The sequence below is a fragment of the Ottowia beijingensis genome, from assembly GCF_042680925.1.
In the GTDB taxonomy this organism is placed as follows: domain Bacteria; phylum Pseudomonadota; class Gammaproteobacteria; order Burkholderiales; family Burkholderiaceae_C; genus Ottowia; species Ottowia beijingensis.
In genome coordinates this window covers 64,637-80,039 of sequence record NZ_JBHUEP010000009.1, presented here as the reverse complement: position 1 = coordinate 80,039, position 15,403 = coordinate 64,637, and the positions used below count along the sequence as shown (strand labels likewise).

General features: G+C 68.8%; 14 protein-coding genes and 1 tRNA gene. 11 read left to right on the top strand and 4 right to left on the bottom strand.

Annotated elements, in window-relative coordinates:
* The first annotated feature begins 4 nt into the window (after positions 1 to 4).
* From ACFSCU_RS14365 to rapZ, 3 genes are all read left to right on the top strand, one after another.
* On the top strand, positions 5 to 901 hold the full coding sequence (locus ACFSCU_RS14365) for an NAD kinase (RefSeq protein ID WP_180549525.1): 897 nt from the start codon (positions 5 to 7) through the stop codon (positions 899 to 901).
* 162 nt (positions 902 to 1,063) lie between these two features.
* Positions 1,064 to 2,770, top strand: a complete 1,707-nt coding sequence (recN, locus tag ACFSCU_RS14360; RefSeq protein WP_180549526.1) for a DNA repair protein RecN — start codon at positions 1,064 to 1,066, stop codon at positions 2,768 to 2,770.
* Entirely contained in the window at positions 2,767 to 3,636 is an 870-nt protein-coding gene (gene rapZ / locus ACFSCU_RS14355; RefSeq protein WP_180549527.1) for an RNase adapter RapZ, read from the top strand. Before recN ends, rapZ begins: the two co-directional genes overlap by 4 nt.
* 257 nt (positions 3,637 to 3,893) lie before the next feature.
* Here rapZ and mutY read toward each other — a convergent pair whose 3' ends face one another.
* The 3 genes from mutY to mutM all read right to left on the bottom strand — a co-directional run bounded on the left by mutY (position 3,894) and on the right by mutM (position 7,816).
* Positions 3,894 to 4,937 carry an A/G-specific adenine glycosylase gene (mutY, locus tag ACFSCU_RS14350; RefSeq protein ID WP_308645754.1) on the bottom strand — a complete coding sequence of 348 codons (1,044 nt, stop codon included), beginning with the start codon at positions 4,935 to 4,937 and terminating at the stop codon, positions 3,894 to 3,896.
* Positions 4,934 to 6,844: a dynamin family protein gene (locus tag ACFSCU_RS14345; RefSeq protein ID WP_377561089.1), complete on the bottom strand. Its 1,911-nt coding sequence runs from the start codon at positions 6,842 to 6,844 to the stop codon at positions 4,934 to 4,936. The genes mutY and ACFSCU_RS14345 overlap by 4 nt, the downstream gene beginning before the upstream one ends.
* Positions 6,845 to 7,000: 156 nt before the next feature.
* Entirely contained in the window at positions 7,001 to 7,816 is an 816-nt protein-coding gene (gene mutM / locus ACFSCU_RS14340; RefSeq protein ID WP_377561008.1) for a bifunctional DNA-formamidopyrimidine glycosylase/DNA-(apurinic or apyrimidinic site) lyase, read from the bottom strand.
* A 38-nt stretch (positions 7,817 to 7,854) separates the two neighbouring features.
* On the opposite strand from mutM, the gene ACFSCU_RS14335 reads away from it, so the two are divergent.
* From ACFSCU_RS14335 to pth, 7 genes are all read left to right on the top strand, one after another.
* A complete protein-coding gene (locus tag ACFSCU_RS14335) occupies positions 7,855 to 9,612 on the top strand; it encodes a tetratricopeptide repeat protein (protein WP_377561007.1) in 1,758 nt (585 codons plus the stop codon).
* Positions 9,613 to 9,614: 2 nt separating this feature from the next.
* Positions 9,615 to 10,136, top strand: a complete 522-nt coding sequence (locus ACFSCU_RS14330) for a lipoprotein insertase outer membrane protein LolB (RefSeq protein ID WP_377561088.1) — start codon at positions 9,615 to 9,617, stop codon at positions 10,134 to 10,136.
* 13 nt (positions 10,137 to 10,149) lie between these two features.
* The gene (gene ispE, locus ACFSCU_RS14325; RefSeq protein WP_377561006.1) at positions 10,150 to 11,010 is read left to right on the top strand and encodes a 4-(cytidine 5'-diphospho)-2-C-methyl-D-erythritol kinase; all 861 of its coding nucleotides are present in this window, start codon (positions 10,150 to 10,152) and stop codon (positions 11,008 to 11,010) included.
* A 37-nt stretch (positions 11,011 to 11,047) separates the two neighbouring features.
* Positions 11,048 to 11,124 (top strand) — tRNA-Gln (locus tag ACFSCU_RS14320).
* A gap of 100 nt (positions 11,125 to 11,224) precedes the next feature.
* The gene (locus tag ACFSCU_RS14315) at positions 11,225 to 12,202 is read left to right on the top strand and encodes a ribose-phosphate pyrophosphokinase (protein ID WP_180549528.1); all 978 of its coding nucleotides are present in this window, start codon (positions 11,225 to 11,227) and stop codon (positions 12,200 to 12,202) included.
* A 90-nt stretch (positions 12,203 to 12,292) separates the two neighbouring features.
* Positions 12,293 to 12,925: a 50S ribosomal protein L25/general stress protein Ctc gene (locus ACFSCU_RS14310; RefSeq protein ID WP_333707537.1), complete on the top strand. Its 633-nt coding sequence runs from the start codon at positions 12,293 to 12,295 to the stop codon at positions 12,923 to 12,925.
* Between the two features lie 236 nt (positions 12,926 to 13,161).
* Complete coding sequence (gene pth / locus ACFSCU_RS14305; RefSeq protein WP_180549529.1) at positions 13,162 to 13,809, top strand: aminoacyl-tRNA hydrolase; 648 nt, start codon at positions 13,162 to 13,164, stop codon at positions 13,807 to 13,809.
* A gap of 231 nt (positions 13,810 to 14,040) precedes the next feature.
* On the opposite strand, the gene ACFSCU_RS14300 is transcribed toward pth, so the two are convergent.
* On the bottom strand, positions 14,041 to 14,295 hold the full coding sequence (locus tag ACFSCU_RS14300; protein WP_180549530.1) for a YfhL family 4Fe-4S dicluster ferredoxin: 255 nt from the start codon (positions 14,293 to 14,295) through the stop codon (positions 14,041 to 14,043).
* A gap of 108 nt (positions 14,296 to 14,403) precedes the next feature.
* On the opposite strand from ACFSCU_RS14300, the gene ACFSCU_RS14295 reads away from it, so the two are divergent.
* Positions 14,404 to 15,372, top strand: coding sequence for an ABC transporter permease (locus ACFSCU_RS14295; protein WP_333707539.1), 969 nt, complete (start codon positions 14,404 to 14,406; stop codon positions 15,370 to 15,372).
* Positions 15,373 to 15,403: the final 31 nt, after the last annotated feature.

The window sequence follows — 15,403 nt, the reverse complement described above, 5'->3', positions numbered from 1 at the left end:
GTTCATGAGCCTTCAGTTTCACCGTGTCGCACTGGTCGGGAAGTACCAGGATTCGGCCTCTTCCGCCGTGCCGGACTCGACCCGAGAAATCATTGCCGAGATCGCCGGCTTTCTGACGGCCCAGGGTTGCCAGGTGGTGCTGGCCGAGCGCACCGCGCACAGCACCGGGCTCGACCAGTACCCCGCCCTCGACGTGGCCACCATCGGCAACGAATGCGACCTGGCGGTGGTGGTGGGTGGCGACGGCACCATGCTCGGCATCGGCCGGCAGCTGGCGCGTTACGGCACGCCCCTGATCGGCATCAACCAGGGGCGGCTGGGCTTCATCACCGACATTCCGCTGGAGGGCTACCACGAAACGCTGTCGGCCATGCTGGGCGGCGCGTTCGAGGAAGACCACCGCAGCCTGATGCATGGCAAGGTGATGCGCGAGGGCGAGTGCGTGTTCGAGGCCTTCGCCATGAACGACGTGGTAGTGAACCGCGGCGCCGTGGCCAGCATGGTGGAACTGCGCGTCGAGGTCAACGGCCACTTCGTGGCCAACCACCGGGCCGACGGCATCATCGTGGCCACGCCCACCGGCTCCACGGCCTATGCGCTGTCGGCCGGCGGGCCGCTGCTGCACCCGCTGGTGCCGGCCTGGGCGCTGGTGCCGATCGCGCCGCACACCTTGTCGAACCGGCCGATCGTGGTGGCGGATCCGGTGGAGATCGCCATCGAGATCGTCTCCGGCAAGGACGCCAGCGCCAGCTTCGACATGCAGTCGCTGGCCTCGCTGCACCATGGCGACCGCATCGTGGTGCGGCGCTCCGAGTTCCGCGTGCGCTTTCTGCACCCCACGGGCTGGAGCTACTTCGACACGCTGCGCAAGAAATTGCACTGGAACGAGGGCGGGGTATGACGTCCCCCCTGAGTCGCCTGCGGCGCCTTCCCCTCAGGGGGACGACGCCAGTGGCCGGGCCAAGCCCGCTCCACGGCGCCCCCGCGTGGCCTGCTCCGCGGCCGCTGGATTCGGGGTGCCTGATGCACACCGGGCGACGCGACGACGCGGGAGATCATTGACATGGGTTTGCGCCACCTGACCCTGCGCGACTTCGTCATCGTCCCGGCGCTCGATCTGGCGCTGGGTCGCGGCTTCACGGCCCTGACCGGCGAGACGGGCGCCGGCAAGTCGATCCTGATCGACGCGCTGCAGCTGGTGCTGGGCGGGCGCGGCGATGCGCTGTGGGTGCGCGAAGGCCAGCCGCGCTGCGAGATCGGCGCCGAGTTCGACCTGCCCGAGACGGCACGCCCCTGGCTGGCTGAGCATGGCTTCGACACCGAATCCGGCGCCCTGCTGCTGCGCCGCACCATCGACAGTGCCGGCCGCAGCCGCGCCTGGATCAACGGCTCCAGCGCCACGCTGGCGCAGTTGCGCGAGTTGGGCGAGTGGCTGGTCGACATTCACGGCCAGCACGCCTGGCAAAGCCTGACGCGCCCCGCCGCCGTGCGCGAGCTGCTGGATGCCTATGCCGGCACCGATGCGCGCCCGATGACCGCCGCCTGGCAAGCCTGGCGCCAGGCCGACGCCACGCTGCAAGCCGCCCGCGCAGCCCAGAACAGCCTGGCGCAGGAGCGCGAGCGCCTGCTGTGGCAGATCGGCGAACTCGACAAGCTGGCCCCGGCCAATGGCGAGTGGGACGAGCTGAACCAGCGCCACGCCCGCCTGTCGCATGCGCAGGCGCTGATCGACGCCGCGCAGACGGCCAGCGCCGCGCTGGAAGGCGACGATGGCGAAGGCGGCGCCCTGCCCGCGCTGGCGCAGGCACAGAACGCGCTGGACGAGCAGCGCGGCATCGAACCCGAATTCGCCGCCCTGGTCGAGGTGCTGGAAGCCTGCGTGGCCCAGGCGCGCGATGCCGCCCACAGCCTGCACGGCTATCTGCGGCGCGCCGACCCCGACCCCGAGCAACTGGCCAAGCTGGACGAGCGCATGGGCCAATGGGTAGGCCTGGCGCGGCGCTTTCGCCGCCCGCCGGAAGAGCTGCACGCGGTGCTGGCGCAATGGCGCGCCGAGCTGGCGCAGCTGGAAGCGGCGGGCGACCTGGCACAGCTGGAGGCCGACGCTCAGGCCGCGCGTCAGGCGTATCTGCAGGCCGCGCAAGCCGTGTCGAAGCAGCGCCAGCAGGCCGCGCCGCGCCTGTCGCAGGCGGTGACCGCCGCGATGCAGGAGTTGGGCATGCAGGGCGGCCACTTCGAAGCGGCGATTGAGCGCCTGTCCGAGCCGGCGCAGCACGGCCTGGAGAACGTGCAGTTTTTGGTGGCAGCGCACACCGGATCAGCGCCACGCGCTATTGAACGTGTAGCATCCGGCGGTGAACTGTCACGCTTGGCGCTGGCCATCGCGGTGACCACCAGCGAACTGGGCAGCGTCGGAACGCTGGTGTTCGACGAGGTCGATTCGGGCGTGGGCGGCGCCGTGGCCGCCACCGTAGGCCAGCTGCTGCAGCGCTTGGGGCGCGACCGGCAGGTGCTGTGCGTCACCCATCTGCCGCAGGTGGCGGCGTGTGCCGACGAGCACCTGCTGGTCAGCAAGCAGGCTGGCGAAGGGGCCGCGCCCACCAGCACGGTGGCGCCCATCCAGGGCGAGCCGCGCACGCGCGAGATCGCCCGCATGCTGGGCGGCGAGCGCATTTCCGACACCACGCTGGCGCATGCGCAGGAGATGCTGAACGCGCCCGCGGCGGCGCCCGCAACGCCGCCGCGCGGCACGCGGAAGGCGCGCGCATGAGCATCGAACTGGTGGTCATCAGCGGCATGTCCGGATCGGGCAAGTCGGTGGCGCTGCGCGCGCTGGAGGACGTGGGCTACTACTGCGTCGACAACCTGCCGCCCGAACTGCTGGAGCCCTTCATCGCGCTGCAGCAGCGCCTGGGCACGCGCCGGGTGGGCATTGCCATGGACGTGCGCAGCGGCGATTCGCTGCCGCAGCTGCCGCTGTTGCTGCATGGCCTGAGCGACAGGGGCATCGCGCTGCGCCAGATCTTTCTGGACGCCGACGACGAAACCCTGGTGCGGCGCTTTTCCGAAACGCGGCGGCGCCACCCACTGTCGATGCCCGACGACCTGCAGGGCCGGCAGGCGCTGCCGCAGGCGATCGAGAAAGAGCGCCGCCTGCTGGCCGACCTGCGCGAGCGCTCGCACGTCATCGACACCAGCCACCGGCGGCCGTCGCAGCTGCTGGCGGTGGTCAAGCAGCTCATCGCCGCGCCCACGGCGCACCTGACGCTGGTGTTCGAATCCTTCGCCTTCAAGCGCGGCATTGCGCTGGATGCGGATTACGTGTTCGACGTGCGCATGCTGCCCAACCCGCACTACGACACCGAGCTGCGCCCCATGACCGGGCGCGACCAGCCGGTCGCCGACTTCCTGGCGCAGCAGCCCGAGGTGCAGCTGATGCGCCAGCAGATCGCCGACTTCCTGCGCACCTGGCTGCCGGCGCTGGCGCGCGACCACCGCAGCTACGTCACGGTGGCCATCGGCTGCACGGGCGGGCAGCACCGCTCGGTGTACCTGGTGGAGCAGCTGGTGCAACAGTTCAGCGCCGAGTGGCTGACGCTGGCACGCCACCGCGAGCTGGACGGCATTCAAAAATAATAGCTGCTTGCGATTGATTTGAAACGATTTCAGGCTTTTTTATATCTGAAATCGTTTACTGACAGGCGCAAGCAGCTATCTTTATTGATCAACCACAACGCTCGGACAGCGTTGCATGCGCGGGTTGCCCGCGATCAAGCCTTGGTGGCGACGAGTCGCCTCATCGCGGGCAAGCCCGCTCCCACACAGCGGATGCAGGCCGCGCGTCATTCGAGACTTCTTGATCATCACGCTTTATCGACAGCCTACCTGGCCGCTCAAGCCTGCGCCTGCAGAAACCTGCGGATCGGCGCCGGCAGGCCCAGCGCTGGCCATTCATGGGGCGTGAACCAGCGGCCGTCGTCGCCCAGCGCGGTGCCCGGCAACCGGGCGCTGACGATGTGGATGTCCAGGTCGCGGTGCGTCAGCACATGCCGGAACGGCGCGTGCTCGATCGCCTCCGCGCGCGCGGCCGGCGGCAGGCTGTCCGTCAAGGCCTCGCGCCCTTCGTGCAGCGGCAGGCAGAACAGGCGCGCCCAGATGCCCTTGTCGGGCCGCTGCTGCAGCCACACCCGGCCTTGCTCGTCCTGCGCGTGCAGCAGCCACAGCGTGATCTGCCCGCGCGCCACGCGCCGCGTCTTGACCGGGTAGCGCGCGGGTGCGCCCTGGCCCGCCGCCACGCAGTCACCGACCAGCGGGCACACCGTGCAGGCCGGTCGCCGCAGCGTGCAGATGCCGGCGCCCAGGTCCATCAGTCCCTGCGTGTAGGCGGGCATGCTGCGGGCCAGGTCGTGCTCGGGCAGCAGGCTTTCGGCCCGCGCCCACAGCGCGCGCTCGTGGCGGGCTTCGCTCAGGTCGTCGTCGATGCCGAAGGCGCGCGTCAGCACGCGCTTGACGTTGCCGTCCAGGATGGCGGCGCGCTCGCCGAAGCAGAACGCCGCGATGGCCGCCGCCGTCGAGCGGCCGATGCCCGGCAGCGTGGCCAGCTCGGCCGCCGTGCGCGGAAACGCGCCGCCGAAGCGCGCCATCACCTCGCACGCGCAGCGGTGCAGGTTGCGCGCACGCGAGTAGTAGCCCAGCCCGCTCCACAGCCCCAGCACTTCATCCTCGGGCGCGGCGGCCAGGCGGGCGACGTCGGGAAAGCGCTCGAGAAAGCGCGCGTAGTAGCCCAGCACCGTCGTCACCTGCGTCTGCTGCAGCATGATTTCCGACAGCCACACGCGGTACGGATCGCGCGTGCCCTGCCACGGCAGGCCGTGGCGGCCGTGCTGGCGCTGCCAGTCGATGATGCGGGCGGAAAACGCCGCGCCGCGGCGCGTCACGCCGGCACGGCCTCGGCGTGCTCGGACGGTGTGGCCTGGTCGGCGCTGGCGGTCTGCAGCTCGCGGCTGAGGGTGGCGAGCCGCCGCTCAATGGCGTCGAGGGCGGACTCCTGCTCCTCGATCTCGCCGATGCGCAGATCGAGCCCACCCGCGGCGTCCTGGATGCGCTGGATCGCCTCGATGCGGCGGCCGTAGGCGCGGCGGCGCTCACGCAGTTGTGCATCGAGCTGGCTCGAGGTGGACTTGTTCCACAGCTCGATCTCGCCCAGCGCCGTCTCGAAGATCGAGCGCACGCGCGCCAGCAGCGCGCGCACCAGCTTCTCGGCGAACTCGGGCCGCGCCAGCTGCACCATGTTGCCCACGCCCAGGTACTGCAGGTGGCTGCGCTCGACGGCATCCAGGTCCTTCTCGAAGCGGTCCATGGTGGGCGGCACCACCGCCTGCAGCGAAAAGCCGTACTCGGTGTTGAGCTGACGGAACGAGGTCGTCAGCATGGCGTGGATCTCGGTCTCCAGCGTCTGCACCTGCTGCATCACGCCGCGCAGGTTGTCGAAGCCCTTGGCGTACGACTTCTTGATGCCCAGCTTCAGGCCCGGCTCGCGCAGCGCCGTGCTCAGCACCGCCAGCTCGCGCTTGATGGACGAGCTGCCCAGCAGCTTGAACACGTCGCGCAGCAGCTTCAGGTGCACCGAGCGCACGGCCAGCACGCTGGCGGCGCTGCGGTCGAAGTCGGCCTTCTCCTGCTCGACGCGCAGGCGCATCTGGCGGATCACGGTGTGGTTCTTGCCGCGCAGGCCCTTCAGCTCCAGCATCTGCTCGGACAGCTCGCGCCGGCGGATGCCCAGCGTGCGCGTGGCATCCGTCTGCACGCGGCCGACGCTGGAGCGGATCGCGCCTTCCAGCACCGCCTGCCGCGCGCCCAGCACCTGCTGGCCCAGCATCTGCTCGAAATTCGGCAGGCGGCTTTCGGCCAGCAGCGCGGCATCGCCGCGCACCTTGGCCAGCAGCCCCTTCTGCGCCGACAGCGCCAGCACCTGCTGCGCGTCCAGCGCCAGCGTCTGTGCCGTGTCGGCGCGCTGGCGGCCGATCTGCGCCTCGATCTGCGCCGCGCTGCTCAGCTCGTCCCACAGCGTGTCGATCTTGTTCAGCACCACGAAGCGCGTGCCGGCGCTGTCTTCCATGGTCGCCAGGTGTTCGCGCCAGATCGTCAGGTCGGACTTGGTCACCCCGGTGTCGGCCGCCAGGATGAACACCACGGCCTGCGCCTGAGGGATCAGGTTGACGGTCAGCTCCGGCTCGGCGCCGATGGCGTTCAGGCCGGGCGTGTCGAGCACCACCAGGCCCTGCTTGAGCAGCGGGTGCGCCATGTTGATGAGTGCGTGGCGCCAGCGCGGGACCTCGACGGCGCCGGAGGCGTTGACGGGCGGGTTGTCCTCGGGCCGGTCGTCGTGCCAGAAGCCGAGCGCGCGCGCCTCGTCCTTGGTCACGTGCAGCACTTCGGACACCTTTTCCATGGCGCCGGCCAGCTGCTCGGGGTCGTTCACGTCGAGGTCGACCCGCGTCCACTTCTCGGGCACCATGCGCCATTCGAGCAGGGCCTGCGGCTGCAGGCGGGTCTCGATGGGCAGCAGGCGCAGGCAGGGCGGCAGGTCGGCCTCGTAGCCCAGTTCGGTCGGGCACATGGTGGTGCGCCCGGCGCTGGCCGGCATGATGCGGCGGCCGTAGCCGGCAAAGAACACGGCGTTGATCAGCTCGGACTTGCCGCGCGAGAACTCGGCCACGAAGGCCACCATGACCTTGTCGGAGCGCAATTGCTCGATCAGGCGCTGCAGGCTCTCGTCGGCGCCGTCGTCCAGCAGTTGCTGTTCGCGCAGCCAGTCGCCCAGCACCTTCAGGCGCAGGCCCATCTCGCGGCGCCACGCGCCGTGCTTGTCGAACTGCTCGTTGAAACCTGCCACCGCCACTGAAGCCACTCCCGGAGTTCGGGCCATATTACACCGCGCCCCGCGCCGGAACCCGCGCCTTCGGGCCTGCACAAGCGCAAGGCGTGACCTAAGTCGCCGTCAGGCGCGCTGGCACACCGGGCAGAAGAATGTCGAGCGCTGGCCCTGCCGGATTTGCCGCAGCGGTGTGGCGCACTTCAGACAGGGCTGGCCGGCCCGGCCGTAGACCGCCGCTTCCAGCTGGAAGTGCCCGTCCTCGCCCGTGGCGCTGGAAAAGTCGCGCAGCGTGCTGCCGCCGCGCTCCACGGCGCGCGCCAGCACCTCGCGCACCGCCGCGTGCAGGCGGTCGGCCCGCGCGCGCGACAGCCGGTCGGCCCGCGTGGTGGGCCGGATGCCGGCCATGAACAGCGCCTCGGACGCGTAGATGTTGCCCACGCCCACCACCACGTCGCCCGCCAGCAGCACCTGCTTGATGGGCGCCCGGCGCGCGCGCAGGCCGGCGTGGAAGGCGGCCGCATCGAACTGCTCGCCCAGCGGCTCCATGCCCAGCCTGGCCAGCAGCTTGCGCGCCGGGTCGGCGCTCACCCCGGCCGACCACACCACGGCGCCGAAGCGGCGCGGGTCGTGCAGCCGCAGCGTGCCTTGCGTGGTGACGAGGTCGAAATGGTCGTGCCGCCCGGCCTCGGGGGGCTCGCTGCGAAAGCTCAGGCTGCCGGACATGCCCAGGTGCACCAGCAGCACGCCATCGTCCAGTTGCAGCACCAGGTACTTGCCGCGCCGGCCCACGTCCTGCACGTACTGCCCCACCAGGGCCTCGGGCGCCAGCCCCAGCGGCCAGCGCAGCGGCAGGCCGGCGCGCGCGGCCAGGATGCGCGCGCCGCGAATCCGGTCGGCAAAGCTGCGCCGCGTGACTTCGACTTCAGGCAGTTCCGGCATGTCCAGAAGGATCAACAGGCATGGATTATTATGGGTTGATGCAGCATTTTCACCGCGTCGCCTGCGGGCTGGCGCTGGCTCTGGCGGCCACGGCCACGCTGGCGCAAACCCCGGCCGCGCCGCAGGCTGCAGCCTCCAGCGCACCCGCCGACGCCGACGCCCCGCCCGCCCAGTCGCGCCTCACCGCGCGCCTGATGTACGAGTTGCTGATCAGCGAAATGCTGTTCCGCCAGGGCGACGCGCAGAACAGCACCGGCACCATGCTGAGCGCAGCGCGCCGCACGGGCGACGAATCGCTGTTCAAGCGGGCCACCGAGATGGCGATCCAGTCGCGCTCCGGCCCCGGTGCGCTGGACACCGCGCGTGCCTGGCGCCAGGCACACCCCAGCTCCATCGAAGCCAGCCGCTACGAACTGCAGGTACTGATCGTGCTGGGCCGCATCGCCGAAACCGAGGCACCCCTGCGCGCCGTGCTGGCGTCGCTGCCGGCGGAAGAAAAAATCGCCTTCATCACCGCGCTGCCGGCGCTGTACCAGCGCGCGCCCGACAAGGCGGAAGCCGCGCAGACGGTGCAGCGCGCACTGTCCGAGGCGGTCAAGATTTCGGCCCTGGCGCCCGCGGCGTGGACCACCATCGGCCGCATGCGCCTGCAGAACAACGACCACGCCGGCGCCCTGGCCGCGGCCACCCTGGGGCAGGATGCCAACGCGCAGTCGGAATGGCCGGCGCTGCTGGCGCTGCAGCTCATGTCGGGCGCGGGCGAGGCCAAGGCCGAGGCGCTGATCCAGCGCCACCTGTCGCACCCCGACGCGCGGCCCGAAGTGCACATCGGCTACGCCCGCGCGCTGGTCGAACAGGGCCGCCACGCCGACGCCCATGCGCAGCTCAACACCCTGCTGCACCGCTCGCCCGACAACGCCGAAGCCTGGCTGGTGCGCGGCGCGCTGTACGCCGACGAGCGCAAGGACACCGAGGCCGAGGCCGACCTGCAGCACTACCTGAACCTGGCCAGGCAGCCCGACCAGACCGCCGGCGCCGACCACGCCCGCCTGATGCTGGCGCGCATCGCCGAGCGCCGTGGCGACTACGCCGCGGCCGAGCGCTGGCTGGCCAGCGTGGATTCGCCCGACCAGCTGCTGGCGGTGCAGACCCGCCGCGCGCAGATCCTGGCGCGCCAGGGCCGTCTGGACGAGGCGCGCCAGGCCATCCGCAACGTGCCCGAGCGCAAGCCCGAGGACGCCCGCCAGAAGCTGCTGACCGAAGCCCAGTTGCTGCGCGACCACCAGCAACCCGAGCAGGCCTACCAACTGCTGACTGAAGAGCTGAAGAAGGACCCCGACGACGAAGGCCTGCTGTACGACGCGGCCATGGCGGCCGAGCGGCTCGACCGCATGAACGAGATGGAGCGGCTGATGCGCCGCCTGATCGAACTGAACCCCGACGCCGCGCACGCCTACAACGCACTGGGTTACTCGCTGGCCGATCGCAACCTGCGCCTGCCCGAAGCCAGGCAGTTGATCGAGAAGGCCGTGCAGTTGTCCCCCGACGACAGCTTCATCCAGGACAGCCTGGGCTGGGTGCATTTCCGCATGGGCAACGTGCGCGAAGCGCGCAAGATTCTGGAAGCTGCCTACAAGAAGCGCCCCGACCCCGAAATCGCCGCCCACCTGGGTGAAGTGCTGTGGGTGCAGGGCCACCACGACGAGGCGCGCCGCATCTGGCGCGACGGCTTGCGCCAGGACATGGACAACGAGACGCTGCAGAAGACGCTGAAGCGATTCGGGGTGACGCCTTGACGATGACCGGCGGCTGGCGCGGTGGCGCCATCGCGCGGCGCGCAGCCTTCGGCTGGCTGTTGATCGCTTCTTTTTTGATAGCTGGCTGCGCAACTGACAAGCCGCCTCATGCCGCATTTGATACTGAAAGCAACCAGTGGAGCGGCCGCCTGGGCCTGACCGTGGCCGCGGAGCCGCCGCAGTCCTTCTCTGCCGGCTTCAGCCTGAGCGGCAGCCCCGACGCCGGCGAACTGACCCTGACTTCACCCCTGGGCAGCACCCTGGCCGTCATGCAGTGGCACCCTGGAGAGGCTTGGCTGCGCCAGGGCGAGCAGGCGCGGCGCTATGAATCGCTGGAGACTCTGGCGGCCGAGGTGATCGGCACCCCGCTGCCCGTGCGCGCCCTGTTCGGGTGGCTGCGCGGCCAGCCGCAGTCGGTGCCGGGCTGGCAGGCCGACCTGAGCCGCCTGCCCGAAGGCCGCCTGTCGGCCAAGCGTCTGATGCCCTTGCCGACCGCCGATCTGCGGGTCGTGCTCGATCGCTGAGACTGGCCACACGATGCGCTCGTTGTACGACGTGCCCGCGCCGGCCAAGCTGAACCTGTTCCTGCACATCACCGGGCGACGGGCCGACGGCTACCACCTGCTGCAATCGGCCTTCATGCTGATCGACTGGTGCGACACACTGCATTTCGAGCGGCGCGCCGGTGGCGCCATCACGCGCCAGGACCTGGGCCTGCCGCTGCCGCCCGAGGATCTGGTGCTTCGCGCCGCACGCGCGCTGCAACAGGCCACCGGATGTGCCGAAGGCGCGCACATCGGCATCCTCAAGCGCGTGCCGTCACAGGCCGGGATGGGCGGCGGCTCGTCGGATGCCGCCAGCACGCTGCTGGCGCTCAACCGGCTCTGGGGCCTGCAGCTAACCCGTGCGCAACTGGCGCAGATCGGCCTGTCGCTGGGGGCCGACGTGCCCTTCTTCATCCATGGCGGCCATGGCTGGGTCGAAGGCATCGGCGAGCAGATTCGGCCGCTGGCGCTGCCGCCGGCGCGGTTTCTTGTCGCAAAACCGCCGCAGGGACTGGAAACCGGCGCCATTTTTGGCGCACCCGATCTGAAACGTGATTCAGAGCCTGCTATAATTTCAGGCTTTGCTGCAGACCCGTACGGCTTTGGCCGCAACGACCTGCAGCCGGTTGCCCAGCGGCTTTGCCCGCAGGTGTCCGAGGGGATCGAGTGGCTTTCGCGGCTCGGCCTTCAGGGCAGGATGACCGGCTCGGGCAGCGCGGTTTTTGCAAGGGTGCCGCAGGCGCAGGAGGCTGATCTGGCCGCCACGCCCCAGGCCCCGGCAGACTGGCAAGTGCGTCTGTGCAGCAATCTGGAGGTTCATCCGCTCAGCGGCTGGGCCCCAGGCGACAGTTGAAGGTGGCTGGCCCGCAGTTGGGGCCGGCAACCGGTGTAGGGGAGTCGCCAAGTTGGTCAAGGCACCGGATTTTGATTCCGGCATGCGAGGGTTCGAGTCCTTCCTCCCCTGCCAGACCCTGACGCCGTGCGCAACGCGCCCGGCTTGAACTTTTCGCCGGGCACCGCGTGCCCGGTTCGAAGCCGCACCGTTTCAGTGACACGCCGGAAAGCGCATGCAGCCGTCCCACACTCCTGACTTTCTGGTGTTCACCGGCAATGCCAATCCGGCACTGGCGGCTGAAATCGCCAGCCATCTGGGCATCAGCCTCGGCGCCGCCGACGTGGGGCGTTTCTCCGACGGCGAGGTCACGGTCGAGATCAAGCAGAACGTGCGCGCCCGCGACGTGTTCGTGGTGCAGTCCACCTGCGCGCCGACCAACGAGAACCTGATGGAACTGCTGATCATGGTCGACGCGCTCAAGCGCTCGTCGGCCGAACGCATCAGCGCCGTCATCCCCTACTTCGGCTACGCCCGGCAGGATCGCCGCCCGCGCTCCACCCGGGTGCCGATCAGCGCCAAGGTGGTGGCCAACATGCTGCAGGCGGTGGGCGTGTCCAGCGTCATCATGATGGACCTGCACGCCGACCAGATCCAGGGCTTCTTCGACATCCCGGTCGACAACATCTACGCCTCGCCGGTGCTGCTGGGCGATCTGCGGCAGAAGAACTACGACGATCTGCTCGTCGTCAGCCCCGATGTGGGTGGCGTGGTGCGCGCGCGCGCGCTGGCCAAGCAGCTGGGTTGCGACCTGGCCATCATCGACAAGCGCCGGCCCAAGGCCAACGTGAGCGAGGTGATGCACGTCATCGGCGACATCGAGGGCCGCAACTGCGTGATCATGGACGACATGATCGACACCGCCGGCACGCTGGTGAAGGCGGCCGAGGTGCTGAAGGAGCGCGGCGCCAAGAAGGTGTACGCCTACTGCACGCACCCCATCTTCAGCGGCCCGGCCATCGAGCGCATCGCCAAGGGCACGGCGCTCGACGAGGTGGTGGTGACCAACACCATTCCGCTGTCCGACGCGGCAGCGCAATGCCCCAAGATTCGCCAGGTGTCGGTGGCGCCGCTGATCGCGCAGACGATCGGCCGCATCGCCCGCGGCGAGTCGGTGATGAGTCTGTTCCAGGAGCAGGAAAACCTGTTCTGACGGAACGCACGGGTCGCATGGCAATCCAGCCGCGCGGCTTTTTCAACCTGAGCCGCACTGGTCGCGGTCGGCTCAATACAGGAGTCAGTCATGAAATTCGTCGCTTTCGAGCGCAGCAAGCAGGGTACGGGTGCGAGCCGCCGTCTGCGCAATGCCGGCAAGGTGCCCGGCATTGTTTACGGCGGTGAGGGTGAGCCCCAGCTGATCGAGCTGGACCACAACGCACTGTGGCATGCCATCAAGAAGGAAGCCTTCCACTCGTCCGTGCTGGACATGGAACTGGCCGGCAAGACCGCCCAGGTGCTGCTGCGTGACCTGCAGATCCACCCCTACAAGCAGCAGGTGCTGCACATCGACTTCCAGCGCGTGTCGGCGAAGCAGAAGATCACCATGAAGATCCCCCTGCACTACAGCGGCGAGGAAGAGTCCACCGCGGTCAAGACCGACAAGTGTCTGGTCAACCACATCCTGACCGAACTGGAAGTGTCGTGCCTGCCGGCCGACCTGCCCGAGGCGATCAAGGTCGACCTGTCGAAGCTGGAAAAGGGCAGCACCCTGACGCTGAAGGACATCGAACTGCCCAAGGGCGTCGAGCCCATGCTGCACGGCCACAGCGCCGAAGACACGGTGCTGGTGTCGGTGGTGATGCCTGCCGCCGAGGAGCCGGAAGCCGACGCTGCTGCCGGCGACGCCGCACCCGCGGCCGAAGGCGACAAGAAGTGATGCAGGCCTGACAGCCCGTTCGCTGCAAGAAGCCCGCTTTCGAGCGGGTTTTTTGTTGCCCGAACATCTTTGATTGCTTCAATAACAATAGCTTCTTGCGCCCATCACTAAACGATTTCAGGCCTTTTTCTCTTGAATTCATTACCTGGCGGGTGCAACCCACTATCAAAATTGAACTGGCTGCGGCGTGCTGCCAACCCGCCCCGCACCGAACCACGCCACCGATAATCCCACCCATGATCAAACTCTTCGTCGGCCTGGGCAACCCCGGCGCCGAATACGAGGCCACCCGCCACAACGCCGGCTTCTGGTGGATCGACGCCGTGGCACGCCAGCTGAACGCCCGCCTGGCGCCCGAGCGCGGCTACCACGGCTTGGTGGCGCGTGCCAACGTGCGCGGGCACAGCGTGTGGCTGCTGCAGCCGCAGACCTTCATGAACCTGTCCGGCCGCTCGGTGTCGGCGCTGGCGCGCTTTTACAAGATCGCGCCCGAGCAGATTCTGGTGGTGCACGACGAGCTCGACCTGGCGCCCGGCCAGGCCAAGCTCAAGAAAGGCGGCGGCCACGCCGGCCACAACGGGCTGCGCGACATCCACGCGCAGCTGGGCACGGGCGACTACTGGCGCCTGCGCATCGGCATCGGCCACCCGGGCGACAAGTCGGAAGTGGTGGGCTGGGTGCTGCGCAAGCCGCCGGCGGAAGAACTGGCGCAGATCGAAGCCGCCATCACGCGCTCGGCGCAGGCGTTCGAGAACCTGGTGATGGGCGAGATGGAGCGCGCCACGGTGCAGATCCACACCGACAAGCCGCCGCGTGCCAAGCCACCCAAACCGGCCGCGCCACGGACAGCGCCGACGCCCGGCGATGATTCAGCCGGCTCGTGACGCCTGTGAAAAATCAAGATTGCGTGACTATCGAGAAGTCTCACACAGCGTTGTGGGAGCGGGCTTGCCCGCGATGAGGCAACGGGTCGCCACGAACGCTTGATCGCGGGCAAGCCCGCTCCCACACAGCGGATGCGGTCCGCGCGTCATCGGAGACTTCTTGAGCATCAAGCAAGATTGATAGCTGCTGGCGCTTGATGGACGGGCGCCAGAGGCCGAAAAGGCCTTGAATCAGGCCTTGGCCGCCTGCAGCCGGTGGTACTTCTGCAGCAGCATTTCCTTGTCCTCGACCCGGTTCGGATCCACCGGAATGCATTCCACCGGGCACACCGTCACGCACTGCGGCTCGTCGAAGTGGCCGACGCATTCGGTGCACTTGTTCGGGTCGATGACGTAGATCTCCGGGCCCATCGAGATGGCCTCATTCGGGCACTCCGGCTCGCACACATCGCAGTTGATGCACTCGTCGGTGATCATCAGTGCCATGGGTTCAATACTCCTTTGGTCGGTGCGTCCGATTATCCGCCGGGGCACGCAGCGCGGCCTGCGCGCGGTCAAAGGCAGCAACGAATGTGTTGATAATCGCGCCGACCCATGAGTTACTTCCTCTTCAAGCGCGTTCTCACGCTCATCGCCACGTTGCTGGCCACTAGCGTGATCGTGTTCGCGGTGCTGGAGGTGCTGCCCGGCAACGCCGCGCAGGTGCTGATGGGGCCTGATGCCGACCCCGCCGCTGTGGCCGCCAAGGCGACCGAACTGGGGCTGGATCAACCTGCCCTGCAACGCTACTTCGGCTGGATGGGCGGGCTGCTGCGCGGCGACATGGGCCTGAGCTACACCTACGGCTCGCCGGTGTCGGAGCTGATCGTCGAGCGCCTGGCGCTGACCATTCCGCTGGCCGTGCTGGCGATGCTGCTGACCACCGTGATCGCGCTGGCCGTGGGCGTGTACGCTGCCTCGCGCCACAACAGCGCGGGCGACGTGGGGCTGATGACGCTGGCGCAGATCGGCATCGCCATCCCCAACTTCTGGTTCGCCATCCTGCTGATCCTGCTGTTCTCGGTGAAGCTGCAGTGGTTCTCGGCCGGTGGCTTTGACGGCTGGTATTTCGACGACGGCGTGTGGCGCGGCCTGTGGGATGGGCTGCGGGCGCTGATCCTGCCGGCCATCGCGCTGGCGGTGGTGCAGGCGGCCATCCTGGCGCGCTTCACCCGCTCGGCCGTGCTGGAGGTGCTGCGCGAGGACTTCGTGCGCACGGCGCGCGCCAAGGGCCTGAGCCACCGCGCCACGCTGTGGGGCCACGTGCTGCGCAACGCCATGATCCCCGTCATCACCGTGATGGGCCTGCAGTTCGCCGAGTTGCTGGCCGGCACCATCGTGGTCGAGAACGTGTTCTACCTGCCCGGCCTGGGCCGCCTGATCTTCCAGAGCATCGCCAACCGCGACGTGATCGTGGTGCGCAACTGCGTGATGCTGCTGGCGACCATGGTGGTCATCGTCAACTTCATCGTCGATGTGCTGTATGCCGTGATCGATCCGCGGGTGAAAGCGAGTGAAATATGAGGCACCCCCCTGAGTCGCTGCGCGCCTTCCC